18 protein-coding genes and 2 pseudogenes are annotated in these 24,095 nt (G+C 63.7%); 13 read left to right on the plus strand and 7 right to left on the minus strand.

Features of this window, described 5'->3' with window-relative positions; genetic code table 11:
• The 3 genes from AC1DTW_RS20065 to AC1DTW_RS20075 all read left to right on the plus strand — a co-directional run bounded on the left by AC1DTW_RS20065 (position 1) and on the right by AC1DTW_RS20075 (position 3,578).
• A complete protein-coding gene (locus AC1DTW_RS20065) occupies positions 1 to 1,188 on the plus strand; it encodes an ABC transporter ATP-binding protein (RefSeq protein ID WP_477983148.1) in 1,188 nt (395 codons plus the stop codon).
• A 158-nt stretch (positions 1,189 to 1,346) separates the two neighbouring features.
• Entirely contained in the window at positions 1,347 to 2,966 is a 1,620-nt protein-coding gene (locus AC1DTW_RS20070) for a thiamine pyrophosphate-binding protein (RefSeq protein WP_477983149.1), read from the plus strand.
• A gap of 234 nt (positions 2,967 to 3,200) precedes the next feature.
• Positions 3,201 to 3,578, plus strand: coding sequence for a hypothetical protein (locus AC1DTW_RS20075; RefSeq protein WP_477983150.1), 378 nt, complete (start codon positions 3,201 to 3,203; stop codon positions 3,576 to 3,578).
• On the opposite strand, the gene alr is transcribed toward AC1DTW_RS20075, so the two are convergent.
• Both alr and AC1DTW_RS20085 read right to left on the minus strand, forming a co-directional pair.
• Entirely contained in the window at positions 3,538 to 4,674 is a 1,137-nt protein-coding gene (gene alr, locus AC1DTW_RS20080; RefSeq protein WP_477983151.1) for an alanine racemase, read from the minus strand. The two genes, AC1DTW_RS20075 and alr, sit on opposite strands and share 41 nt — an antisense overlap.
• Positions 4,671 to 5,971 (minus strand): annotated as a pseudogene (locus AC1DTW_RS20085) (D-amino acid dehydrogenase). Before AC1DTW_RS20085 ends, alr begins: the two are co-directional and overlap by 4 nt.
• A gap of 129 nt (positions 5,972 to 6,100) precedes the next feature.
• Between AC1DTW_RS20085 and AC1DTW_RS20090 the strand changes: the two are divergent.
• On the plus strand, positions 6,101 to 6,565 hold the full coding sequence (locus tag AC1DTW_RS20090) for an Lrp/AsnC ligand binding domain-containing protein (protein ID WP_477983152.1): 465 nt from the start codon (positions 6,101 to 6,103) through the stop codon (positions 6,563 to 6,565).
• Positions 6,566 to 6,569: 4 nt separating this feature from the next.
• Here AC1DTW_RS20090 and AC1DTW_RS20095 read toward each other — a convergent pair whose 3' ends face one another.
• The gene (locus AC1DTW_RS20095) at positions 6,570 to 7,517 is read right to left on the minus strand and encodes a LysR family transcriptional regulator (protein ID WP_477983153.1); all 948 of its coding nucleotides are present in this window, start codon (positions 7,515 to 7,517) and stop codon (positions 6,570 to 6,572) included.
• Between the two features lie 102 nt (positions 7,518 to 7,619).
• On the opposite strand from AC1DTW_RS20095, the gene AC1DTW_RS20100 reads away from it, so the two are divergent.
• Complete coding sequence (locus AC1DTW_RS20100) at positions 7,620 to 9,134, plus strand: CoA-acylating methylmalonate-semialdehyde dehydrogenase (protein ID WP_477983154.1); 1,515 nt, start codon at positions 7,620 to 7,622, stop codon at positions 9,132 to 9,134.
• A 10-nt stretch (positions 9,135 to 9,144) separates the two neighbouring features.
• Here AC1DTW_RS20100 and AC1DTW_RS20105 read toward each other — a convergent pair whose 3' ends face one another.
• Positions 9,145 to 10,107, minus strand: coding sequence for a LysR family transcriptional regulator (locus AC1DTW_RS20105; RefSeq protein ID WP_477983155.1), 963 nt, complete (start codon positions 10,105 to 10,107; stop codon positions 9,145 to 9,147).
• A gap of 90 nt (positions 10,108 to 10,197) precedes the next feature.
• Between AC1DTW_RS20105 and aptA the strand changes: the two genes are divergently transcribed.
• From aptA to AC1DTW_RS20125, 4 genes and pseudogenes are all read left to right on the plus strand, one after another.
• Positions 10,198 to 11,553: an omega-aminotransferase AptA gene (aptA, locus tag AC1DTW_RS20110; protein WP_477983156.1), complete on the plus strand. Its 1,356-nt coding sequence runs from the start codon at positions 10,198 to 10,200 to the stop codon at positions 11,551 to 11,553.
• 170 nt (positions 11,554 to 11,723) lie between these two features.
• Positions 11,724 to 12,044: pseudogene (locus tag AC1DTW_RS20115) on the plus strand (heme-binding protein); the annotation flags it as partial.
• A gap of 66 nt (positions 12,045 to 12,110) precedes the next feature.
• Positions 12,111 to 13,148 carry an IS630 family transposase gene (locus AC1DTW_RS20120; RefSeq protein ID WP_477983157.1) on the plus strand — a complete coding sequence of 346 codons (1,038 nt, stop codon included), beginning with the start codon at positions 12,111 to 12,113 and terminating at the stop codon, positions 13,146 to 13,148.
• Positions 13,149 to 13,276: 128 nt separating this feature from the next.
• Positions 13,277 to 14,056: an acyl-CoA dehydrogenase family protein gene (locus AC1DTW_RS20125; RefSeq protein WP_477983158.1), complete on the plus strand. Its 780-nt coding sequence runs from the start codon at positions 13,277 to 13,279 to the stop codon at positions 14,054 to 14,056.
• Positions 14,057 to 14,334: 278 nt separating this feature from the next.
• Here AC1DTW_RS20125 and AC1DTW_RS20130 read toward each other — a convergent pair whose 3' ends face one another.
• From AC1DTW_RS20130 to AC1DTW_RS20140, 3 genes are all read right to left on the minus strand, one after another.
• Positions 14,335 to 14,745 carry a MarR family winged helix-turn-helix transcriptional regulator gene (locus tag AC1DTW_RS20130; protein ID WP_477983159.1) on the minus strand — a complete coding sequence of 137 codons (411 nt, stop codon included), beginning with the start codon at positions 14,743 to 14,745 and terminating at the stop codon, positions 14,335 to 14,337.
• Positions 14,746 to 14,997: 252 nt separating this feature from the next.
• Positions 14,998 to 16,020 carry a Rieske 2Fe-2S domain-containing protein gene (locus AC1DTW_RS20135; RefSeq protein ID WP_477983160.1) on the minus strand — a complete coding sequence of 341 codons (1,023 nt, stop codon included), beginning with the start codon at positions 16,018 to 16,020 and terminating at the stop codon, positions 14,998 to 15,000.
• 388 nt (positions 16,021 to 16,408) lie between these two features.
• Complete coding sequence (locus AC1DTW_RS20140; protein WP_477983161.1) at positions 16,409 to 17,311, minus strand: LysR family transcriptional regulator; 903 nt, start codon at positions 17,309 to 17,311, stop codon at positions 16,409 to 16,411.
• Positions 17,312 to 17,437: 126 nt separating this feature from the next.
• Between AC1DTW_RS20140 and AC1DTW_RS20145 the strand changes: the two genes are divergently transcribed.
• Genes AC1DTW_RS20145 through AC1DTW_RS20160 form a run of 4 tightly spaced genes read left to right on the plus strand, consistent with a single transcriptional unit; the run spans position 17,438 to position 24,080 of the window.
• Positions 17,438 to 18,595, plus strand: coding sequence for an FAD-dependent monooxygenase (locus AC1DTW_RS20145; protein WP_477983162.1), 1,158 nt, complete (start codon positions 17,438 to 17,440; stop codon positions 18,593 to 18,595).
• A gap of 23 nt (positions 18,596 to 18,618) precedes the next feature.
• Entirely contained in the window at positions 18,619 to 19,647 is a 1,029-nt protein-coding gene (gene gtdA, locus AC1DTW_RS20150) for a gentisate 1,2-dioxygenase (RefSeq protein WP_477983163.1), read from the plus strand.
• Positions 19,648 to 19,665: 18 nt separating this feature from the next.
• On the plus strand, positions 19,666 to 20,532 hold the full coding sequence (locus tag AC1DTW_RS20155) for a fumarylacetoacetate hydrolase family protein (protein WP_477983164.1): 867 nt from the start codon (positions 19,666 to 19,668) through the stop codon (positions 20,530 to 20,532).
• Positions 20,529 to 24,080 (plus strand): indolepyruvate ferredoxin oxidoreductase family protein, encoded by a 3,552-nt coding sequence (locus tag AC1DTW_RS20160; protein WP_477983165.1) that lies wholly within the window; start codon positions 20,529 to 20,531, stop codon positions 24,078 to 24,080. The genes AC1DTW_RS20155 and AC1DTW_RS20160 overlap by 4 nt, the downstream gene beginning before the upstream one ends.
• The last annotated feature ends 15 nt before the right edge of the window (positions 24,081 to 24,095 follow it).

Below are 24,095 nucleotides of genomic sequence, written 5' to 3' on the forward strand. Positions count from 1 at the left end.
ATGGCGCGCGTGCATCTGGAAGGTCTCGGCAAGCATTTCGGTGCCGAGAAGATCATCGACCACATCGACCTGGACATTGCCGAGGGCGAGTTCCTCACGCTTTTGGGTCCGTCAGGCTGCGGCAAGACGACGACACTGCGTATCGTCGCCGGCTTCGTCTCGCCCGACACCGGTCGTGTGCTCATCGACGGCAAGGACGTGACGAGGGTCCCGACCCAGAGCCGGAAACTTGGCATGGTCTTCCAGGACTACGCGCTGTTTCCGCACCTCACGGTCGCGGAGAACGTCGGCTTTGCCCTGCGCTCGCGGGGAATGCCTCGAGCCGACCAGGAGCGTCGGGTGAAGGAACTGCTAGCCCTCATCCGCCTCCCGGCGGTGGCGGACAGGTACCCCGCGGCGCTATCGGGCGGTCAGCAGCAGCGTGTGGCCATCGCGCGTGCGCTGGCGCATACGCCGTCGGTATTGCTCATGGACGAGCCACTGGGCGCTCTGGACCTGAAGCTGCGCGAAGCGATGCAAAACGAGCTGCACGCGATTCAGCGCCAGCTCGGCATCACGACGATCTACGTGACCCACGATCAGGAAGAGGCTTTGAGCCTTTCGCACAGGATTGCGTTGATGCGCGGGGGCAAGATCGAGCAGCTCGATGCGCCCAAGGAAATTTACTCAAAGCCGAAAACGCCATTTGCCGCGTTCTTCCTCGGCAAAGTGAACTTCCTGAAGGGAAGTGTTGTAGGTCGAAATGGCGGCGAGTACCAGATTTCAGTCGCTGGCAACACGCTTTCGTGTCCTGCAGATGGCGTCCATGGCGACCTCGGGCAAAACGCAAAGGTCGTGCTTGGCGTGCGTCCTGAACACCTGCGGCTCGTGGACGCTGTCGACAGGCCAGGCCAGAACGTACTCAACGGCCGGATTGCCCGCGAGAAGTTTGTCGGCAAGGTCGTGCAATTCGACGTCGAAGTCGGCGGCGGGATGACGATCGTGGTCGACGGCAGCCTGGCTCAAGCGAAGGGCGTGGGCACGCATGTGAAGCTCGTATGGGATACGCACATGACTCACATCTATCCTTTCGCCGAAGATCCGGAGATTGGCATCACCTCGAACGGCACGCACCAGGTGGAATCTAACGGCGCCGCTTACGACACACAGCCTGTGTCCCTCACGGCGAGCCGCATGGCTGTCGCGTAGCAAGTCTTCTACTCACTCCAAGAGCCCGGCCAGCGCCTAGCGCCGCGCCGGGCTTCTCGCTTGTGCCTGCGATTGCCGCGATCGACAGGCACTTGGCGTCGACCCAAAGGCGAGGCTTCAGCTCGGGCCAATCGAGCGATCAACGAGGAAATTGAGAAATGAAGGTACTTGAGTCAGTCGCCCGGTTCATGAAGGACAACGGCATCACGACCATCTTTGGCGTTCTGGGAGACGCCAACATGTTCTATATCGACCACTTCGTACGGAACCTCGGCGGCAAATACGTGGCCGCTGCGCATGAGGCCGGCGCGACTCTCATGGCGTTGGGATATGCGTCCGTTTCCGGCCGAATCGGTGTGGCTTCAGTGACGCAGGGCCCGGCCCTGATCAACGCACTTCCGGCCCTCCTCGAAGGTGTCAGAGCGCGCCTGTCAGTGGTCTTGTTGGCGGGCGACATCTCATCGAGCAAAACGCATCTCCAAAGCCTGGCGCAGCGCGAGCTGGTCTTGGCAACGGGAGCGGGCTTCGAACAGGCGCGCGGGCCCGAGACGGTCATCCAGGATCTGCACAGCGCATTTCGGCGAGCCTTCGCTGAACGGCGCCCGGTGGTGTTCAACATGCCGTCCGAGTACCAGTGGTTGAGCGCCCCCTACGTGCCAAGCCTCCTCAAACTGCGCGAGCGCCATGCCGCCGCGCTTGACAGTCCAGACCTTGAAGACGCCGCCGGGGTGGTTGCGAGCTCAAAGCGTCCCATCGTGGTCGCCGGCCGGGGTGCCATGTCATCCCAAGCCCGTCAGGCCGTATTGGCGTTTGCTCGCCGGATTGGCGCACCGGTGATGACGACGCTAAAGGCAAAGGATCTGTTTCGCGGCGAAGACTGCAACATCGGCGTATTGGGCACGGTGAGTAGCCCCGAGGCCGTGGATGCGGTCCTGGCGAGCGACTGCATCATTGGATTTGGTGCCAGCCTCACCAACAATACAACCTCGAAGAAAGCGCTTGTTCAAGGCAAGCGGGTCGTGCTGGTGAATGATGACGCGGCCGACATCGACAATCATCATCTTGTTCATGCCGGTGTCGTGGGCGACTGTGTTTCTGTCGCTGAACGCATGACGTACTGGCTCGATGAAGCTGAAGTGTCCTCCTCGCGGTTTAGTGATGAGGATGTTGTGCAGACGGCCATTGAGGCACATCGACCACGTCCGGCCACGAAGGTGGTCGATGGCGAAAATGACGTGCGCGCGATCGTCCAGAGACTCGATGCAGTGGTCGATGCCAATCGCATACTGGTGACAGACGGTGGCCGGTATCTTGGAGAAGCATGGACCAACGTCTTCGTGTCCGACCCGCGGCTCTTTGTCCTTGGTCACAACTCAGGCGCGATTGGCCTTGGGATGTCCCATGCCATCGGCGCGGCGACAGCGGAGCCTGATCGCACCACGTTGCTGATCACCGGAGATGGCGGCTTCATGATGGGTGGACTTACCGAATTCAATACAGCGGTTCGCACCAAGCTGAATGTCATCATCGTCATGTTCAACGATTCCAGCTACGGCTCGGAGCATGTGCAGTTCCGTGACAGGGATATGGATCCCTCGTTGGCCGATTTTGAATGGCCAGACTTTGCGCCGGTTGCCGACTCTTTGGGCGGCCACGGGGTGACGGTGCGCACGCTTCAGGACATGGCTAAAGTCGAGGCGGCGATTGCAAGCGGCAGGAGGCCGATTCTTGTCGACGTCAAGATGAATCCAGACAAGATGCCGCCGCCGCCGTGGTGATGTATTGACGGCGAAGCCCATTTCACAGGCATCACGCACGTGAAGGTAGGAGTCGTTGGAGCAGGAGCCTTCGGCTCCGCGCTTGGCGTTTTGCTGGCTGGTACCGGGTGCGAGATGTCTGATCTGGACGGTATTGAGACAGGCGCTGCGATCGGTACACGTGTACTATGGACAGCGAACTCGCGGTGAGTACCGCGGCCAAGCCCTAGCATCCGACATTCGCCTGAGCTTGCTATGAAAAGTCGCGTGCGCTTACATGGCAATTCAGTCAAAGAACTGCCCAGTGTGCTGACGGTTGTCTCGGCAGGATTCCTGCACCTAGCCGCACTCGTAGTGCTGACCGGTCATGTGGTTGCCCCCGAACTTGGCATCGCACTGGTGATCTGGCTGATTGGAGTGTGGGTCGCGCAAGCCACCGTCAGAAGCAGAAGCAGGCGTCCCACGAAGCTCACCTCCGTTGGCGCCGCGCTTCCGATTGCGTCCGTCTGCCTGGCAGTATTTTCGGCGCACTCCTGGGGGTTTGTGTGCGCGGCGATTTTGCAGCTCGCCCTCATCATGTACGCCCTGCCGGCTAACAACGACTGGACTGAGCCGCAGGTTCCGTTTCTGTGAGCGATTGAGGCCGGGAAGAACCGCCGCCCAGATAGACCTTCCTGACGCGCTTCACGTTGCAGAGCAGCTCATAAGAAATGGTTCCCGCGCGCCCGGCCACTTCGTTGACATCGAGGCCGGCACCCCAGAATTCAACACTGCTCCCCGCTCCGCATTCGGGCAATTCAGTCAAGTCGACCGTGATCATGTCCATCGAGACACGTCCAACAATTCTGCCTCTCTGACCCGCGACAAGGACGGGGGTCCCTGTGCCAGCGGCTCTGGGGTAGCCATCCGCGTATCCCAGGGCGACCAGCCCGACGCGACTGGGCCGCTCAGCAATGAAGCTTGCGCCATAACCCACGGAGTCGCCGGCACGCACGTCTTTCACAGCAAAGATCTCGCTTTGAAGCCGCATCACGGGCTCGAGGTCGAGTGACGCATGTGGCATTGGGTCGGCTCCGTAGAGTGCGATCCCGCAACGGCTCCAATCGCGCCGCGCATCGGGCCACGCGAGTACGCCTGCAGAGTTGCAGAGACTGCGATCGCCGGGCAAACCTTCCGTCGCCCAATCGAATTCGCGAAGCTGGCGCTGCGTCATCTCCGAAGAAGGTTCGTCCGCGCACGCGAAATGCGTCATGAGCACGATGCCATTGACTGCCGCGCAGTTGGAAAGCCGCTCATAGGCAGCGCGGACCTTGTCCAGCGGAAAGCCGGCCCGGTTCATTCCACTGTCAACCTTCAGCCATACGCCCAGGCTCTTGGGCGGTAGGGTCCAGCCTTCCGCTTCCACCATGCGAAGTTGCTCTTCGTGGTGCACGACGATCCACAGGTTCTGCGATTGACAGTAGCGCAACTCCTGCGGCGAAAAGACGCCCTCGAGCACAAGAATCGGCGAAGCTATACCCGCGCTGCGCAACGTCATTGCCTCTTCTGCAAACGCGACGGCAAAACCATCGGCGCTGTCATGAAGACGGCGAGCGCATTGGATCGCTCCATGTCCGTATGCGTCGGCCTTCAACACGGCCAGCATGCGCCCACCGTGCAATGACCTCAACTTCCCATAGTTTCTTGCAAGGGCTGCGAGATCGATATCAGCTCTCGCCGGCCTGTTCATGCGGTCACCGGACGGACCGCAACAGGGCGCGTGCGCGAGGTCTCGTACCTTTCCAGGGCCAGGCCGGAAGGGTTGATGTCTGGCGTGCGGCCGGTCACGATGTCCGAGATCAGTTTGCCGGAGCCGCATGCCATGGTCCAGCCGAGCGTGCCATGGCCCGTGTTGAGGAACAGGTTGGAATACCTTGTGCCGCCGATGATGGGGGTGCCGTCGGGCGTCATCGGGCGCAGGCCAGTCCAGAAGTCGGCTTGACGCAGGTCTCCGCCGGGGAAGAGGTCACGGGTGACCATCTCTAGCGTCGCCCGGCGCGCGGGATTGAGGCCAAGATCGAACCCTCCAAGTTCGGCCATGCCGCCGACGCGGATGCGGTTGTCGAAGCGCGTCAGCGCGATCTTGTATGTTTCATCCAGCACCGTCGACACGGGGGCAAGTGACTCGTCCACAAGAGGTACCGTGAGGGAGTAGCCCTTCACCGGATAGACGGGGATACGCAGATTCAGCGGCTTGAGAAGATCTCGGGTGTAGCTGCCCATCGCCATCACGTACCGGTCCGCGCGCAGCAGTTCACTGCCCAACTGGACGCCCGGACGCCCTGGATGCGCTGGCCGTCGTGCAGCAGGCGACTCACGTTGCGACCGAACAGGAACTTCACGCCTTGGCGCTCAGCGAGGCCGGCGAGCTCCTTCGTGAAGAGATGGCAGTCGCCGGTTTCATCGCCGGGCAGGCGCAATCCGCCCGCAAGCTGCGCATTCGAAAACGCGAGCGCCGGTTCGGCTCTGGCGACTCCCGCCTCGTCGAGCAATTCGTAGGGCACGCCGCATTCTTCGAGGACGGCGATGTCCAGCTTTGCTGCCGCAACCTGTGCAGGTGTGCGAAACAGCTGCAGGGTGCCGCCAGTGCGATGCTCGTAGTGGATTCCGGTGCTTTCGCGCAGGGCGCGAAGGCAGTCGCGGCTGTATTCCGCGACGCGCATCATGCGTTCCTTGTTCACCGTGTACCGGGCATCGGTGCAATTGCGAAGCATCGCGGCGAGCCACTGAAGTTGCCACAGGCTGCCATCGGGACGGACGGCGAGAGGGGCATGCTTTTGGAACATCCACTTGAGCGCCTTCAACGGAATGCCCGGTGCCGCCCAGGGTGTCGAATATCCGGGCGAGACCTGGCCGGCGTTGGCAAAGCTCGTTTCCAATCCGGCGCCGCTTTGACGATCAATGACCGTCACGTCGGCTCCGCACTGAGTCAAATAGTACGCAGTGGCTGTGCCTATGACGCCGCTTCCAAGAACCATGACTTTCACGGGAGTATCCTTCTATCAGAGAGTTTTCAAGACTCTATCGATGAAGAAGGCATGAATTTCGTGGAAGTTATAAGTATTGAGCGTGATAATCACGATTGCGATACGTATTTATTGGGATGAAACCGTGAAATGAGCGACCTCGACAGACTCGACTGCAAAATCCTCAATCGGCTGCAGAAGGATGGCCGCGTTTCCATCACAGAACTCGCCGAGCACATAGGGCTCTCTGCGTCCGCGTGTGCCGAGCGAGTGCGCCGCCTGGAACGCGAGCGCGTGATCACCGGCTATCACGCGCGAGTCAACGCGGAAGCAGTGGGCAAGTCATTGCTGGTGTTCGTCGAGATCAAGCTGTCGGCCAAGTCGGGTGACGTGTTCGAAAGGGTGAAGAACGAACTACTGCTGGTGCCCGAAGTGATGGAATGCCATCTGGTGTCCGGCTCCTTCGACTACCTCGTCAAGTTCCGTCTTCGGGGCATGGCCGAATACCGCCACTTATCGGGGACCATCCTGAAGCGGCTACCCGTCTCAGCCGAGTCGCACAGCTACGTGGTGATGGAGGAGCTCAAGGAAGATTTGTCGATCATGGTTGACTGACAGATCATGCCGAGAAACCGTCGGCATACTGCTGCTTGAGGAAGTCGACAAACGCCGCCACCGCACGGGGGACGTGCGCGGCGTAGGGGCGCACCGCGTACAGGTATTCGCCAAAGGATTCGACCGGCTCCCATTCGGGCAAGACCTGCACGAGTTTGCCAGTTTGCAACGCGCTTTGTGCACTGAAGTCCGGTAGCACGGCAATACCTAACCCAGCAGCGGCAGCGTCGCGCAGCGCTTCGCTGTTGTTCGCGGCAAACGGACCGCTCACCCGCACAACCGCCGCGTCCTTCGTGCGGTTGCGCTCGTTGGTACCGCGCTGCCGCAAGCTCCAGGTCGGCACGGACTGACCTCTTGGGTAGAAAAGGCAATCGTGCTGCACCAGTGCGGCAGGCGTCTGCGGGATGCCTTTGCGCTTCAGGTAGCCGCGGCTCGCGACCAGCACTGCATGCGTGCGCGAAAGTGTCCACGCGACGTGTGTTTCGGGAGGCGTCGACGTGTGGCGCAGTGCCAGATCGAAGCCTTCGCGTGCGAGTGATTGGAGCTGGTCCGACATCTCCAGCTCGATACGGACCGCCGGAAAAGCTTTCCTGAACGCCGGGATCCGATGCACCAGTTGCTGCCGGGCAAAGGCCACCGGCGCGGTGATGCGAAGCTTGCCGCTTGGTGTCCCTGCGAGGTTCCGAACGCCGGAGAAGCTCGTCGCGATCTGCTCGAAGGCCCCCTGGGTGTTCTCGACCAACTGCACGCCGGCGGCTGTGAGTTGAACGCTTCGCGTGGTCCTGCGAACAAGCGCCACTCCAGCCGCTTTTTCCAGTTCGGAAATGCGCTGGCTCATCGCGGCCTTGCTGACGCCGAGCCGGTTGGCGGCAGCCGTGTAGCTCCCCTGAACGCTGAGCACCGTGAGCCAGTGCAAGGGGGTCCAGAGGGCTTCGATGTGTTGGCGGTCCATGACGCATTGTTCTCCAGAATGAACAATCAATTCAAGTTTTCGGTCTGTTCAATTTTGGTTCGCCTCCCTAGACTCCGCAGCTCTTACACATCGAGGTCTATCGTGCAGCCTGCATTCACCGACAGCGCCGAAGTGGCGCACTTCATCTCCGGCAAGGCGTTCCGTGGCGACGGCAGCCGCACGCAGGCCGTCTTCAACCCCGCGACCGGATCGGCCGCGCGCAACGTACGCCTCGCGGACAGGTGCGACGTCGAAGCCGCCGTTGCAAGCGCCAGCGCGGCATTTCCGAAGTGGGCCGATACGCCGCCCATTCGCCGTGCACGGGTCACCCTGAAGTTCCTCGAGCTGATGAACAAGTACAAGGACGAACTTGCCGCAGTCATCACCGCGGAGCACGGCAAGGTCTTCTCGGATGCGCAGGGCGAGGTAAGCCGAGGCATCGACATCATCGAGTTCTCATGCGGCATCCCCCAGTTGCTCAAGGGCGACTTCACCGACCAGGTCTCCACGGGCATCGACAACTGGACGTTGCGCCAGCCACTGGGCGTGGTGGCCGGCATCACACCGTTCAACTTCCCGTGCATGGTGCCGTGCTGGATGTTCCCGGTGGCCATCGCCGCGGGCAATTGCTTCGTGCTCAAGCCCAGCGAGCGTGACCCTTCGGCATCGTTGCTGATGGCCAGGCTGTTCAAGGAGGCTGGCTTGCCGGACGGCGTTTTCAACGTCGTTCAGGGCGACAAGCTCGCCGTGGACACACTCTTGGAACACCCGGATGTGAAGGCCGTGAGCTTCGTTGGCTCCACGCCGATCGCCAACTACATCTATGAAACCTGCGCCCGCAACGGCAAGCGCGTGCAGGCGCTCGGCGGCGCGAAGAACCACATGGTGGTGATGCCTGACGCCGACATCGATCAGTCCGTCGACGCGCTGATCGGCGCGGCGTACGGATCGGCCGGTGAGCGCTGCATGGCGATCTCGGTGGCGGTGCTGGTCGGTGACGCGGCGGATCGAATCCTGCCGAAGCTCGCTGAGCGTGCGCGCGCTCTCGTGATCAAGAACGGCATGGAGCCGGACGCCGAGATGGGGCCGATCGTCACGCGCGAGGCGCGCGACCGCATTGAAGGCTACATCGCGCACGGTGTGGAAGAGGGCGCGACGCTCTTGGTCGATGGCCGTGGTCACAAGGTGGCGGGGCATGAGGACGGCTTCTTCACCGGCGGCACGCTGTTCGACAACGTGACGCCGCAGATGCGCATCTACAAGGAAGAGATCTTCGGGCCGGTGCTGGCGTGCGTGCGCGTGCAGGACTTCGCGCAGGCGGTGGACCTTGTGAACGCGCACGAGTTCGGCAACGGCGTCGCGTGTTTCACGCGTGATGGAAACGTGGCCAGGGAGTTCGCACGCCGTGTCCAGGGCGGAATGGTCGGTATCAACGTGCCGATCCCTGTGCCTATGGCGTGGCACGGCTTCGGTGGCTGGAAGAAGAGCATGTTCGGCGACATGCACGCCTACGGCGAGGAAGGGGTTCGCTTCTACACGAAGCAGAAGTCCATCATGCAACGCTGGCCCGAGAGCATCGGAAAAGGTGCCGAGTTCGCGATGCCGACGGCGAAGTAAGGTTGAGTGGCTACCGCCGGGCAGTGGCCCGCCCGGCGGCCGAGTGCGCCTTCAGTACGCAATCGCGGAACGCTTGCGCGGCACGAGCCGGCGCGGGCGACTTGCGCGTGACCACCACGAAGTCGCAGGTGTAGCGAAATACCTCTGGTCTGATCGCCTTCATCCGTCCTGCCCTCTCGAACACTTCGGCATAGTGATCAGGGAGAAAGCCCAGGAAATGGCCGGAGAGAATGAGAGTCGCGATGGCCTCCTGGTCCAGCCCCGTCGCGGTCCGCCGCAGGCCCGCTCGCTGGCTGGCTTCCATGTTCGGCGAGTGATAGCCCAGGCCGGCGAACTTGTAGTCGGCGAGCGCCTTCCAGTCCGCAACGGGATGCCGTCCCTTGAACAGGGGATGCGCTTCGCCACAGTAGAGCAACATCGTTTCGTCGAACAGCTCGTCGTATTCGAGGCTTTCAGAATTGCGGTGCACCGGAATGATGCCGACGTGCAGACTACCGTCGATCAGCCTTCGCTCGATCGCATTGATCGTGGACACCTGGATCTGAAGCGCGACTTCAGGTGCACTGTCCGCGAACATGGAAATGGCCTCGCCGATTCGGGCGGCGGGGTTGGTGGCGGTCTTGTCAAAGATCCCGATGTCGAGCTGCCCCCCCATACGACGATGGATGTCATCGACACCTACAAGAAACACGTCGGCAGCATCGAGGAAGCGCGCCGTTTCCTCGTACACGCGTTGGCCTTCCGCCGTGAGTGCGAACCCAGATCGGCCGCGGCGGCAGAGCGTGAGGCCCAGGCGGGTTTCCAGGTCCTTGACCTGCCGGCTGATGGTCGAGATGCCGACGTTCAACTCCAACTCGGCGGCAGCCATGCCGCCGCAGTCCGCCACGCTCTTGAAGACCTTCAAGAGCCGCAGATCCGAGTCGCCGATCTGGCCAATGTGCGGGCCAAATGAAGCGCGAGTTTTTAGTTTCATGGAATGTCATGTGAACCTTGACATTGTCCTATTTATTCGCGAGCACGTCACTCGCAAAATCGCATCCATCACTTTGAACCGGCGACGACCATGAACCTTCTCGATATGCCTCAAACAGCCGCCGGCGCAGTCCGCAGGGACGCCGCCTGGCTCGATGCGCACTGGATGCCGTTTACCGCGAACCGCCAATTCAAGGCCGACCCCCGGATGATTGTGGAAGCCAAGGGCGCCTATTACACGGACAGCGACGGTCGCAAGATTTTCGACGGGCTGTCGGGCCTGTGGTGCTGCGGCCTGGGGCACGGACGCCCGGAGATCACCGAGGCGGTCAGCCGCCAGATCGCGAAGCTCGACTATTCGCCGGCGTTCCAGTTCGGTCACGCAGGTTCGTTCGAGTTGGCGAACCGCCTGAAGGAGCTCACTCCAGAGGGGTTGGACTATGTGTTCTTCACTGGCTCCGGTTCCGAGTCTGCCGACACGTCACTCAAGATGGCGCGAGCGTATTGGAGGGCCAAGGGCCAGGCCAGCAAGACGCGCCTGATCGGCCGAGAGAAGGGCTATCACGGCGTGAATTTCGGCGGCATCTCGGTGGGCGGCATCGGGGGAAATCGCAAGGCATTCGGTCACGCCGTGGATGCGGATCACCTTCCGCACACCCAGCTTGCCTCCAATGCCTTCACACGAGGCGAACCTGAAACCGGCATTGAGCTGGCGGATCGTCTTCTCGACCTGATCGCGCTGCACGACGCCAGCAACATCGCGGCGGTGATCGTGGAGCCGTTCTCGGGTTCCGCCGGCGTCGTAGTCCCACCGAAGGGCTACCTCACGCGCTTGCGTGAGATCTGCACCGCGCACAACATCCTGTTGATCTTCGACGAAGTCATCACCGCTTTCGGACGCGCTGGTGCAATGACCGGAGCAGAAGCGTTCGGTGTCACCCCAGACATCATGAACGTGGCGAAACAAGTGACAAATGGTGCGCAGCCTCTGGGTGCGGTGATCGTCAGCAAAGACATCTACGACACATTCATGGCTGCAGGCGGACCCGAGTACATGCTTGAGTTTCCGCATGGCTATACGTACTCCGCGCATCCCGTTGCCTGTGCTGCAGGGAACGCCGCGCTCGACATTCTTGTGAAGGAGGACATGGTCGGGCGGGTGCGCAGTCTCGCTCCGCACTTCGAGGCTGCGGTTCACTCGCTCAAGGGGCAGCGGCACGTGGCCGACATACGCAACTATGGGCTGGCTGCGGGCCTCACGATTGCTTCGCTTCCGGGTGAACCCGCCAAGCGCCCCTATGAGATCGCGATGGCTTGCTGGCGCAAGGGCTTCTACGTCCGGTACGGCGGCGACACGATCCAACTGGCGCCGCCGTTCATCTCGGAACCTGCCGAGATCGACCGAATGATCAGCGCGTTGGGCGATGCCCTGAACGAGACCGCATAGACCGCCGAGGAAGCAACATGTTGATTGGCGTTCCCGCCGAAACTACGGCGGGCGAAAAGGCCCTCGATGGCCGCCGGCTACGCGGGCATCGACGACATCGGAAAGTGGCGAGCCCCCTGGGCCGATGTGACCAGCAAACAATCTGAAGACGGCAAGCAGGAACACTACCCATGAAAACCCGACCCTATCTCGAGTCCGCAGACGTGGAACGCATCGCGGCGGCTGCGCAGGCAGAGGCCAAGCGCAATGAGTGGAAGGTGACCATCGCGATCGTTGACGACGGAGGGCATCTGCTCTGGCTGAATCGTCTCGATGGCGCTGCTCCTCTCTCTTCGAATGTCGCCGTGGCAAAGGCGCATACCGCCGCGCTCGGTCGCAAAGAGAGCAAAGGCTACGAAGAGATGATCAACAGTGGCCGGTTCTCCTTTCTCTCTGCTCCCGGTATCAGCGGCATGCTTGAAGGGGGCGTCCCCATCGTCGTTGACGGACACGCGCTAGTCCACTGAATCATTGAAATCGGATGCATCGCTCGCAGATAGTGAGGCATGCAACGAACGATGCTGACGAGCGAGCAACGAAGTGAATTGGACGCCGTGATGCGCAAGCGGCACGGCAATGCGGCGCTGGCGCGTCGGGCGCGCTGTGTGCTGCTGTGGGCCGACGGAGAGCGCCGCGTCGATATTCGATCCAAGCTCGGCTGCAACGACGCATTCGTGTCGCGTTGGACCGCGGCGTTCGACGAGCAGGGCTTGGCGGGGCTGGTGTCTTTGCACCCGGGCCGTGCGCCGGCGCGCTCGGTGGCCAAGTTGGAGGCGCGAGTGCTCAATCGAACCCTGAAGCATTTGCCCCGCGATGGCTCCAGCCACTGGAGCAGCCGCAAGCTGGCGAGCGAACTCGGCGACGTGTCGTTCTCCGCCGTGCAGCGCATCTGGCGCAAGCACGGCTTGCGCCCGCACCGGTTGGACACCCACATGGTCTCCAACGATCCGGACTTCGAGTCCAAAGCGGCCGATGTGATCGGGCTGTATCTGAACCCACCGGCGCACGCAGCGGTGTTCTGTGTGGACGAGAAGACTGCGATCCAGGCGCTCGATCGCAAGGACCGGATGCTGCCGTTGTCGCCCGGGCGGGCCCAGAGCCATGGCTTTGAATACAAACGCAACGGCACGCTGAGCCTGTTCGCGGCGCTGAACACGGCCACCGGCGAGGTGCTGGGCAAGACCGCCGCTCGCCACACCAGCGAGCAGTTCGTCACCTTCCTCGAAGAGATCGTGGCCAGCCAGCCCTGGCATCGCCAGATTCACGTCATCTGCGACAACGTCAGCAGTCACAAGACCGAACTCGTCGAAGCGTTCTTGTCCAAGCATCGTCGCGTCCAGATCCACTACACGCCAACCTACTCGTCGTGGCTCAACCAGGTGGAGAACTGGTTCGCCCGCATCCAACGCGACGTAATCACCCGCGGCATCTTCACCTCACCCAAGGACCTCGACAAGAAGCTCATGCGATACATCCGTCAGTACAACAAGGATCCAAAACCGTTGAAGTGGAAATACGCGGGACCCGACCCGGCGTATCACCGCCGATTCTTCTGATTCAGTGGACTAGGTGCTGTCGGCGTCAGCGGCGTGAAGTCCAGCGAGGATGCGCAGATCGCACGCGCCGGCGTGACCGCGATCACCTGAATTCGCCGAGGCTTTCGTGCGTTCCGACTGCGACGAGATTGTCCAACGCGAAGAACCTCACACCGCCAAGTGGCGCCCTGACCAGCAGCGTGGTGCCGGTCCAGGGTGGGTGGATGCTGAACGGGACAAAGGCCTGGGTCAGCAATGGTCTCATCGTGGACTGGGTGACCCTTCTGGCGCGCGCCCCCGACGGCGCTGGGTCTGACATCGCCAGCTTCCTGGTGCCCTGCGCGGGTGCTTCGGTGCAGCGCGCGGAGATGCCGATGCCCGGAGCGCGCTCGTTCCGCTTGGCTGAGATCTCCTTTCGAGATCACTTGGTACCCGACTGGGCCCTGCTGCACCCACCCGGCACCGCCTTGAAGGCGTCGCTCGACTCCATCAACGCCGCTCGCGTGCATGTGGCCGCGATGTGTGTGGCTACGCTGCTCGGGGCCTTTCGTACGGCGTTGGAATATTGCGGCTCTCGAGTGGCATTCCGCAAGACGCTGCTGGAGCACCAGGGGCTGCGCTGGAGCTTGGCGGACGTGGCGATCCGGTTGGAGGCTGCCGATGCGCTCGTGCACCGTGCCACGCAGGCGGTTCAGCGTGGTGATGATGTCACGGTCCTCGCTGCACAGGCCAAGGTCTTCGCAGTGAGTGTCGCGCTTGACGGCATCGAGGCGTGCATGCGTGCCATGGGCGCTATCGGCGCCAGCGCAGTTCATCCCCTGGCCATGCACGCCGCGGAGGTGCGGCTGGCGACCTATGCAGACGGCACTGACGAAGTCTTGCGAGATCGCGTCGGACAGCGGCTGCTGAGCACGTACGTCGGCGTGTGAGGCTTTGATTGGAGGAGTGAAGGGTGCGGGAGCGCTGCGTGGGCCGCACGCAGTCGCAGTTGCTGCGTTCCGTGACCGCACCGGCGGAACACGCCGCCTGACCATCGCCGCGTCCCGCAACTCCGCGTCGACCGGTTCATCGTGGCAAGGTCGTGCCGAGGCACTGAACCCTGATCCACCGACTTCGATCCTTTTTCAGGCGGGCAGCGCAACCAGCCGTGCCACCCGGCATGATGGTCAAAGTGCTGGTCCACGGGCTCGCCGAGAGGCTCTCAGCCTCAGCCCTGCTTGGGCGGCATATAGCGGCCCAATGCTTCCTTGGTGTTGCGCAGGGCTTCCGCGCCGATCGTCGTGGCGACCTCGGTCTCGGCTCGGTGCACCGCGCGGCGGAAGTCGTCGAGCCAGTTCAGCCCCTTGGGCGTGAAGTACACGAGCCGCGCTCGTCCGTCCGCCGGATCGGGCCGACGCGCCACCAGCCCCAGCGCCTCGAGCTGCTCGACGAGTTCACTCATCGACTGCTTGGTCATGGCCGCACGGCTCGCCATGTCGGTCAGCCGCGTCCCTTCGAGGTCAAGATGACGGGTGGCATTGATGTGGGTCAGGGTGACCTCTGTGTGCCCTGCCGCCGTCAGCAGGTCGATGACACGTGCTTCGAAGCGGCGCAGCGCATTGCTGAGCAGGCGTCCCAAGTTGGTTTGGCGCCAGCGGTCGTCGCGACCATGCGGTCGAGTCGAAGTGGGCGACGCCTGCGGGGATCTTTCTCGGCTCATCGACGGGAATCCGGGCTCACAAGGAACCATCAACCGCGACTGGAAGGCGCACGCGCGACGATGCGCACCAGTTCGCCGATCCCCTCGAGAAGCAGTTGCTGTTGGACGGAGCTTCGGCTTCGAGTGGACCTTGCTGCACCTGGCAGGCGATGGCTCGGCGCTCGCCCGCAGTCATGTCTCTCGAGCCCGCAGCTCGTCGAGGACACGCTTCATCCGAACAGGCCCCGAGTCGACGCTTATCAGCACCGGCTGGCGCGTCAGCAGTTCTTCGATCCCCAGCATCTCCTGCATAGCCTCCATCATCGGCGCATCCTGGTTCTGGAACGCGTGGCTGCGCAGCCGCGAAATCTCGGCTTCGATCGCCGCATCCTCGGCCTTGGCCGGCTTGCGCACGATGCCGACGTGATAGTGTGTGCTCGAGTCGGTCTCCGGCGCGAGGATGTGAATGCCCTTGTAGCCGGCGCCCTCCTCGGGGCGGTCACCCGGGGCGTGGCAACCCACGTCGAGAAGAAAGCACGCCGGCGGGTCCCATCGCATCTTGTTCCAGAAGTCGACGTTGCGACCATCGCGGCGGAACAGCATGTCGAAGACCGTCGGCACCGGGGCGTTGCGAGACCACCTTTCGCAGGTGATCGTCCGCCCGGACTGCGCGACCTGGATATCGGCGTCCGCGTGCTGGGGAACGGCGATGAGCCCCGCGTGCAGGAACGAGGCGTGGCTGAGGTCCATCAGATTGTTGGACACGAGGTCGACATGGACCTTCATCGTGAACGTGCTGGTCTGTCGAGACAAACCGTCGACGACGTCGAGCACCGAGTAGTCGGGAATCAGGCTCTCGTCCGGCGCCTGCTCGCCCATCCAGACCCACACCATCGTGTGCTTCTCCACCGCCGGATAGGTGCGCAGTGCCATTGCACTCGGGATGGTGCAGGGTGCGTTTGGATTCCTCACGCACCGACCGTCGAGATTGAACTCGAGACCGTGGTAGCCGCAGCGGATCAGGTCGCCGTCCCTCTGTCCGAGATGCAGCGGTGCGAAGCGGTGCGGGCACACGTTGGACACCACGGCCGGGTGCCCGTTCGACCGGCGCGTGATCAGCAGGGGCTCGTTGATGACCTTGCGGTACAGGGCGCTGTCTGCCTTGACGTCGCGCCCCCACGCGGCCGGGTACCAGAGATTGCGCACGAACTTCACGACCTGTCCTCCTCGATGTGCGCTGGCGCCATCATTTGCCGGCGTCCTTGACCATCTTGCAGACGTCGAACGCGCGGTTCACCAGCTTGCCGCCGATCTTCTCCACCTTGCGGATGTAGATGTCTTGCACCGCCTCTCTTGTCGCGGCGTCGATCAGCAGGATTCGCGCGGAACAATTGATGTGGGACAAGCAAATAGTCAGGTTTCCTGACTATTTTCGCAAGGCACTACGGAGAGGTAGTTTCCCTAACGACCAAGCGTTGTCGCCCGGCTCTGACGGGAAAGCAGTAGAAATTTGACGGACGTGGGAACGGCAGATGGGCCAAGGCGCGCAACGCTAGCAAGCATGCGGAGTAAAGGGTCGCTTCTTGAGTGTGTGCTGCGCTCGTCAAGCGGCGACCGTGCCGAACAGACGGACGACCGACTCCCGCAGCCACCGCACGGCGGGGTCGTTGTGGAAACGCGGATGCCAGAACTGCCGGATCGGGTACGGCTTGATGTTGATGGGTGGCTCCACGACGCGCAGGTGCTCGAGGCGGATGTAGTAATCCGCGATCGATCGCGGCACCGTCACGATCATGTCGGTGACGGCGATGATCGACGGCACCGAGAGGAAGTGAACCGTCTTCAACTGGATCCTGCGCGTGAAGCCCTTCTCCTTCAGCAGCGCCTCGAAGAACTCCTGGCTGCGGCCCGTCGGTTGCACGACAACATGCGAGAGCTCCAGGAATCGACGCATGCTGATGCGTGACGACTGCACCGTGGGGTGATCCGCTCTCACGAGGCAGACGAGGGTGTGCATGAAGATCTGCTGCGTGTAGAGCGTGGGCTGCTCCAGGTTGGGATAGAGCCCGAGCGCGAGGTCACAGCGCCCGTCTTCCAGCGCATTGCCAACGTCCGCCGTCGAAAACGGCTCGGACCGGAGATTGCAGTTGGGCGCTTCTCGATCAAGGTAAGCCATCAGCGCCGGCAGGAAGTGCAGCTCGCCGACGTCGGGCGTCGTGATGACGAAGTCGCGACGAGACGTCCCTGGATCGAATGCGGGCTGATTCTGCGCATGACCGCTGAAGTCGGCTATGGCCTTGGCTGCGGCGTCGGCCAACTCCGTGCAGCGAGGGGTGGGAAGCATCCCTGCGCGTGATCGCACGAACAGAGGATCGTCGAAGGCCTTGCGCAGCCGTCCCAGGGCGAGGCTCGTTGCGGGCTGGCTCAGGTCGAGCTCGGCGGCAGCTTTCGAGACGCTGCGCGAGCGGTGCAAGGCGACCAGCACGGGCAACAGGTTGAGGTCCATGGAATTCATTTGCTTGATAAATATCAATCTTAAGGTCGGCTTTATTGCCTAAATGTTGATGGGCGTCAATAGTCCGGCTGCGCAGTCCACTGCGGACGTCGCGCCACAAGAATACGGAGACAAGACTTGAACATCCTCGTGGTGGGCGGCGGGCCAGCGGGCCTGTACTTCTCGTACCTGCTCAGGAAGCGGCATCCCGAGCACCGCGTCCGCGTTGTCGAACAGAACGCGCGCGGCGCCACCTACGGATGGGGTGTGGTGTTCTCCGGTGTGGCGCTCGATGCGATCCGCGCTGCGGACGAAGAGTTCTTTGCCGACTTCATCCGTGGTCAGGAGACCTGCGACTACATCGAAGTGGTGCACCGCAGGCAGGGCGTGCGCATCCACGGGAATCAGTTCTCGCGCACCCCGCGGCTTGAACTGCTGGCCAGGCTCGAAGCGGCGTGCGAGCGCGTGGGCGTCGAGTTGGAGTGGAACCGCAGCGTCTCCCTCTCAGACATCGATGCCAGCTGGGATCTGGTCGTGCTCGCCAACGGTGGCAACAGCACCCTGCGGACGCAGTTCGCAGACGAGTTCGGCACCCGCATCGAGACCCGGCGGAACCACTTTGCGTGGTACGGCACGGAGGCGCTCTTTCACCCGGTGTCGTTGATCTTCGTGCCGACGCAGTGGGGGACCTTCATCTCGCACTGCTACCAGTACAGCCCCACCCACAGCACCTTCCTCGTGGAATGCTCGCCCGAGACCTGGGCAAGCGCCGGCCTCAACACAATGAGCGAGTCGAACAGCCGCGCGTTCTGTGCGCGCGTGTTCAGCGAAGAGCTCGACGGCATGCCCTTGTTGAGCAACCGCTCCAGTTGGTTCCGCGCGAACATCATTTCCAACGCACGTGCCAGCCACGATCGCTTCATCCTCATCGGCGATGCGTATCGCACGGTCCACTTCTCGCTCGGCTCAGGCACCCGCATGGCCATGCAGGACGCCATGGCGCTGTGCGACGCGGTCGGCAGCGCCGGCGGCGACGCGCGCGCCGCACTGGCAGCCTTCGAGAACAGCCGGCGGCCCGCATCCGCCGAGTTCCAAGAGGCGGCCGCGCGCAGCCTCGACTGGTACGAGGCCGTCGATGACCGGCTGCACCTGTCGCCCCTGGCCTTCACCCACGACTATATGACGCGCACCGGCAAGGTGACGCGCCAGGACCTGCGCAAGATGGACCCGGCGTTCGTCGCGGCAGTCGAAGCCGAGGAGAAGAGCCGCGCACAGGTGGTGGAGTCGCAGCGGTGAACGCACCGTCCACTCCGGTTGCCGTGCGCCAATCGCTCCGCGAGCAGTACTACGACGCGCTGCGACCGCTGAACCTCGCGCCGCTGTGGAGCGTGCTTCAGGGCCTGGTCCCCGCCGAGCCCGTCCCCGCCGCCAAGCCCTGGTGCTGGCGCTGGCAGGACGTCTACCCGCAACTGCTGCGCTCGGGCGAACTGATCAGCACCGAAGAAGCCGAGCGTCGCGTACTCGTGCTCGAGAACCCGGGCCTGCCCGGCCGCTCGCAGGTGACGGACACGCTCTACGGCGGCTTGCAATTGATCCTGCCGGGAGAAGTGGCGCCGGCCCACCGGCACACGCAATCCGCGCTGCGCTTCGTGCTGCACGGCGATGGCGCGTACACCGCCGTCGACGGCGAGAAAACCCGCATGCGGCGCGGCGACTTCATCATCACACCGCACTGGACCTGGCACGACCATGGGCATCAAGGCGACGAACCGGTGGTCTGGCTCGATGGCCTCGATGTGCCGCTGGTGAGCTTCCTGCGCGCAGGCTTTCGCGAGAACCATGAAGTCCGTGCGCAGGCGCTGCAGCGCACCGAAGGCGAGGCCACCGCTCGCTTCGGCTCCGGCATGCTGCCGCTGGACGCCGACCGCAAGGCCGGCATGACCTCGCCCGTGTTCTCGTACCCGTACGAGCGTTCGCGCGACGCCTTGCAAGTGCTCGCCCGTGGCGGCGAGGTCGATCCGCACCTGGGCATCTGCCTGAAGTACGTGAATCCCTTGAACGGCGATTGGGCCATGCCGACCCTGGGCACGACGTTGCGCCAGTTCCCGAGCGGCTTCCAGACGCGTTCCTACCGCAGCACCGACAGCCTGGTGCTGGTCGGCATGGAAGGGCGTGCCGACATCGTCCTGCAGCAGGGTGGCAGCTTGTCGATCGGGGCCAACGACATCGTGGCCATCCCGGGCTGGACGGCCTGGTCGGCGCACGCCCACGAAGACACCGTTCTCTTCGGCTACTCCGACCGCCCGGTCCACGAGAAGCTTGGACTGCTGCGCGAGCAGCGCAGCTGAACTCAGACCCACCGCGTCATGAAACTCTGCCTCTTCGATGCCCACCGCATCGGCATCGTCCTCGACCAGCATGTGGTGGATGTGACCGACGTCTTCCAGCATGTCGCACGGCCCGCGTGGCCCTATCCCCTGTCGGATTTCGTGATCGAGCACTTCCCGGCACTGCGCGACGAGGTCCGGGCGGCCGCTGAATCGGGCCGGCGGGTGCCGCTTGCGAGCGTGCGTCTGCGCGCACCGGTGGCCAACCCCGGGAAGATCATCGGCGCGCCAATCAACTACCGCGACCACATCGACGAAGCCAATGCGGACGCGCAGATCAACCACGGCAAGACCTACACCGAGTTGGACAAGTTCGGCCTGTTCCTGAAAGCCGGCAGCTCGTTGATCGGCTGCAGCGAAGAGATCGTCATCCCGTTTCCCGACCGGCGCACCGACCAGGAGGTGGAGTTGGCCGTCGTGATCGGCCGGCGGGGCAAGAGGATTCGCCGCGAGGATGCGCTCAACCACGTGTTCGGCTACTGCATCGGCCTGGACATGACGGTTCGCGGGCCCGAGTTTCCGGGCTTTCGCAAGTCCGCCGACACGTTTGCCGTGCTCGGGCCATGGATCGTCACCGCCGACGAGATCGCCAACCCCAATGCGCTGGACCTGAGCATCCGCGTCAACGGCGAACTGCGTCAGCAGTCGAACACCCGCTACTTGATCTACGACGTGCAACGCCTGATCGAGTACGCCTCGGCCACCTACACGCTGTATCCCGGCGACGTCATCATGACCGGCACGCCGGCCGGTGTCGGCCCGGTCACGTTCGGCGACGTGCTCGATGCCAGCGTCGAAGGTGTCGGTTCGATGACGGTTCGGATGGCCGGGCGAGACGCGGCATGACGGCTTCGCTCGACGCCCGCCACGACGCCGACACGCCGCTGGCGTTCCTGAACGGCAACCAGGCGCTGATCCGCATGATGCTGGAGCAGATGCGTTCGGACCGGGCGGCGGGGCTGCGCACAAAGGCCTTCGTGACGGGCTATCCCGGATCGCCGCTGGGCAGCATCGACATTGCGATGCGGCAGGCCCGGCACGCGCTCGAGGCCGAGGGCATCACGCACCAGGCCGCCCAGAACGAGGAGTTTGCGGTCTCGATGCTGATCGGCACCCAGATGCTCGACGAACACCCGCATCCCGATGTCGACGGGGTCGTGGGCTACTGGTACGGCAAGGGCCCGGGGCTGGACCGCTCGGGCGATGCCCTGAAGCACGGCAACTTCGCGGGCACCAGCGAGCACGGTGCGGTGGTCATTCTCAGTGGCGAAGATCACGAGGCGAAAAGCTCCACGGTGCCTTACCAACAGGAGTTCTCGTTCGAGCACCACGGCATCCCGGTGCTCTACCCGGCCAGCGTGCAGGAGTTCCTCGACTACGGGCTGCATGCGGCCGCGCTGTCCCGCTACTCGGGCTGCTGGACGGCGTTGAAGCTGGTCGGCACCCTGTGCGACGGCGGCGAGGTCGTGCAGATGCGGGCGCACGGCCTGCGACCGCAGATTCCCGAATTGCAGGTCGGCGGCAAGCCGTTCGCGAGAGCCGCCAACCACCGGTTCTTTCCGGTCACCAACGTGGAAACCGAGCGTCGTCTGTACGACGAGCGCCACGCTGCGGTGGTGGCCTACGCACGTGCCAACGGCCTGAACCGGGTCGTGCGCGCCACACCCGCGGACCGCGTCGGCATCATCAGTGCGGGCAAGAGCTGGGCCGACACGAGGCAAGCGCTGGAGGACCTGGGCCTGGACGACGCGGCGCTGGAGGCCCATGGCATCCGGCTGGCCAAGGTGGGCCTGCTCTGCCCGTCCGATGGCGCCTTCTTCCGGGAGTTTGCACAAGGCCTGCACACGGTGATCGTGATCGAGGAGAAGCGCGACTTCCTGGAACGCCAGGTCGCCGCCGCCATCGTCGGCACCACGGTGACCCAGCTTGTCGGCAAGACCGACACCGACGGCGAGCGCCTGTTCCCGATCGAGGGCGGCATGACCAGCGACATGCTGGTCGAACGGCTCGCCCGCGTGCTCGGCCGCAGCATCGCGCTGCCGGCCCGAGGCCTCGAGCGGGTCGCCTACCTGCAGAGCAAGTCTGTCTCGCGCAGCCCCACCTTGCCCGGCCGTGCGCCGAACTACTGCTCCGGCTGCCCGCACAACGTGTCCACCTTGCTCGCACCGGGCCAGATGGCCTGGGGCGCGCCGGGATGCCACCTGTTCGCGGCGCTGATGGACAAGCCGCAAAAGCGCGTCGAAGCGACGACGCAACTCGGTGGCGAAGGGCTCCCCTGGATCGGTTTGGCGCCGTACACGAGCCGGCCTCACATCGTGCAGAACGTCGGCGACGGCGCGCTGTTCCACTCCAGCTACCAGAACATCCGCTTCGCGATCACGAGCCGGGCGAACATGACGTTCAAGCTCCTGATCAACGGTGTGCTCGCAAACACCGGCGGCCAGGAGGCCGTTGGTGCCAGCGCGATCGCCGACCTGACCCGCCGCCTGCTGCAGGACGGCGCCATGCGCGTCGTCCTGGTCACGAAAGAGCCGGAGTCGTACGCCAAGGTGAAGCTCCCGACGGAGGTGGTGCTGCGCGCGCCGGACGACATCGAGCCCTCCATGAAGGAGCTGGCGGAAATCAAGGGCGTCACCATCCTCATCTACGACGGGGCCTGCGCGAACGAGCGGCGCCGGCGGCAAAAGCGGGGACTGCTGCCCCCGACGACGGTGTTCACGGTGGTCAACGAGGAGGTCTGCGAGAACTGCGGGGACTGCGGCGCGAAGGCCAACTGCATGTCGTTGCAGAAGGTGCCCACCGAGTTCGGATTGAAGACGCAGATCCACCAGTCCACCTGCAACCAGGACCAGGCGTGCATCCAGGGCGACTGCCCATCGTTCGTGACGGTGGAGATCGAGGCCGGCAAGGGTCTGCGCAAGCCCAAGCGCCCAACCATCGATGCCGCCCAGCTTCCCGATGTCTCGCCAGAGCCGCTGCTCGCGCCCTTTCACGTCTACGTTCCCGGCCTGGGGGGCTCCGGCGTCCTGACCGCGAGTGCGATCCTCGCGCAGGCCGCGGCCATGCAGGGGCTGCAAGTGAAGACGTACGACCAAACCGGGGCAGCGCAGAAGTGGGGTGCCGTGCTCTCGAGCCTGATCCTGGCACCCGCGGAACAGCCACCGCTGACCAACAAGGTCGGCATCGGCAAGGCCGACCTCTACCTCGCGCTCGACCTGCTCGCGGCAGCGAGCGCGAGCAACCTGATGTGCTGCGACACGGACCGCACGCGTGCGGTCATCAACGCTGGCGTGTTCCCGAGCGGCGAAGTGATCCGCGACTCCAGCAAGACCTTGCCCGCGCAGGAGCTTTGCGACACGGTCGCCAGGGCGGCCCGGGAGGGCGCCTCGTTGACGCTGGACGCCCGTCGCATGGCGGAAGCGCTCTTCGGCGACTTCATGATGACCAACATGGTGGCCATCGGTGCGGCCTACCAGGCCGGCTGGCTGCCGATCCGCGCCGAGCACATCGAAGCGGCCATCGCGTTGAATGGCACGCAGGTGGAGGCCAACACCCAGGCGTTTCGCGCCGGGCGACTCTGGGTACACGCGCCGGAACAGGTCGAGGCCCTGGGCGTGCTGAAGGCGCGCCCCCTGGCAGACCGGACCGGCCGGCTGAACGCCCTGCGCAGCGAGGGCCGGTTCACCGTGTTGGCCGCCTTCGAGTCGCGGCTGGGCAGGCTGCCCGAGCCCTTGCGCAACCGCGTGATGCTGCGCTCGGTCGACCTGGCCGACTACCAGGACACCGCCTACGCCACCCACTACCTGGAGCGTGTCGTGGCCTCGATGGAAGCGGAGGTTGCCGCGCGGGGCGAACGGCATGCGTTCGAGGTCACGGCCGCAGTGGCCGAGAGCCTGCACAAGCTGATGGCTTACAAAGACGAATACGAAGTCGCGCGGCTGCTCACGAAATCGGGCTTCGACGAGGGCGTGGCGGGCCTGTTCAACGGCAGCGTTCGCCTGAAGTACAACCTGCAGCCACCGTTCGCACGCCTGTTTGGCGTGAAGGGCAAGGTGCGCATCGGCGGTTGGATCCGTCCCGTTCTGAAGACGCTGGCCGCGTTCAAGTTCCTGCGGGGTACGCCGCTCGATCCCTTCGGCGCCTTCGCGTCGCGGCGCGAGGAACGTGCGCTGATCGCGTGGTACGAGGCGGCGCTGACCGAAGCGCTCCGTCTGCTCGACGCGCGCAACGCCGCACAGGTCACGGAGCTGCTTCTGCTGCCCACCGCGATCCGGGGCTATGAAGCAGTGAAGTCCACGGCGGCCGCCGAGGCGAAGGATCAGGCCGAGCGGTTGCTGACGCAGCTGAAGCGGCCTCGCACGATCGAGATCGCGCCCGTTTCACTTGCGATGTGACGCGGTCCCGCGCTG

It is taken from the genome of Rhizobacter sp. P5_A1, from assembly GCF_056400745.1.

Coding starts and splice junctions, on each gene's coding strand:
- AC1DTW_RS20160 (WP_477983165.1), top strand. CDS start 20,529: ATGACGGCTTCGCTCGACGCCCGCCACGACGCCGACACGCCGCTGGCG.
- AC1DTW_RS20075 (WP_477983150.1), top strand. CDS start 3,201: ATGAAAAGTCGCGTGCGCTTACATGGCAATTCAGTCAAAGAACTGCCC.
- AC1DTW_RS20065 (WP_477983148.1), top strand. CDS start 1: ATGGCGCGCGTGCATCTGGAAGGTCTCGGCAAGCATTTCGGTGCCGAG.
- AC1DTW_RS20140 (WP_477983161.1), bottom strand. CDS start 17,311: ATGGACCTCAACCTGTTGCCCGTGCTGGTCGCCTTGCACCGCTCGCGC.
- alr (WP_477983151.1), bottom strand. CDS start 4,674: ATGAACAGGCCGGCGAGAGCTGATATCGATCTCGCAGCCCTTGCAAGA.
- AC1DTW_RS20105 (WP_477983155.1), bottom strand. CDS start 10,107: ATGAAACTAAAAACTCGCGCTTCATTTGGCCCGCACATTGGCCAGATC.
- AC1DTW_RS20155 (WP_477983164.1), top strand. CDS start 19,666: ATGAAACTCTGCCTCTTCGATGCCCACCGCATCGGCATCGTCCTCGAC.
- aptA (WP_477983156.1), top strand. CDS start 10,198: ATGAACCTTCTCGATATGCCTCAAACAGCCGCCGGCGCAGTCCGCAGG.
- AC1DTW_RS20070 (WP_477983149.1), top strand. CDS start 1,347: ATGAAGGTACTTGAGTCAGTCGCCCGGTTCATGAAGGACAACGGCATC.
- AC1DTW_RS20120 (WP_477983157.1), top strand. CDS start 12,111: ATGCTGACGAGCGAGCAACGAAGTGAATTGGACGCCGTGATGCGCAAG.
- AC1DTW_RS20090 (WP_477983152.1), top strand. CDS start 6,101: ATGAGCGACCTCGACAGACTCGACTGCAAAATCCTCAATCGGCTGCAG.
- AC1DTW_RS20095 (WP_477983153.1), bottom strand. CDS start 7,517: ATGGACCGCCAACACATCGAAGCCCTCTGGACCCCCTTGCACTGGCTC.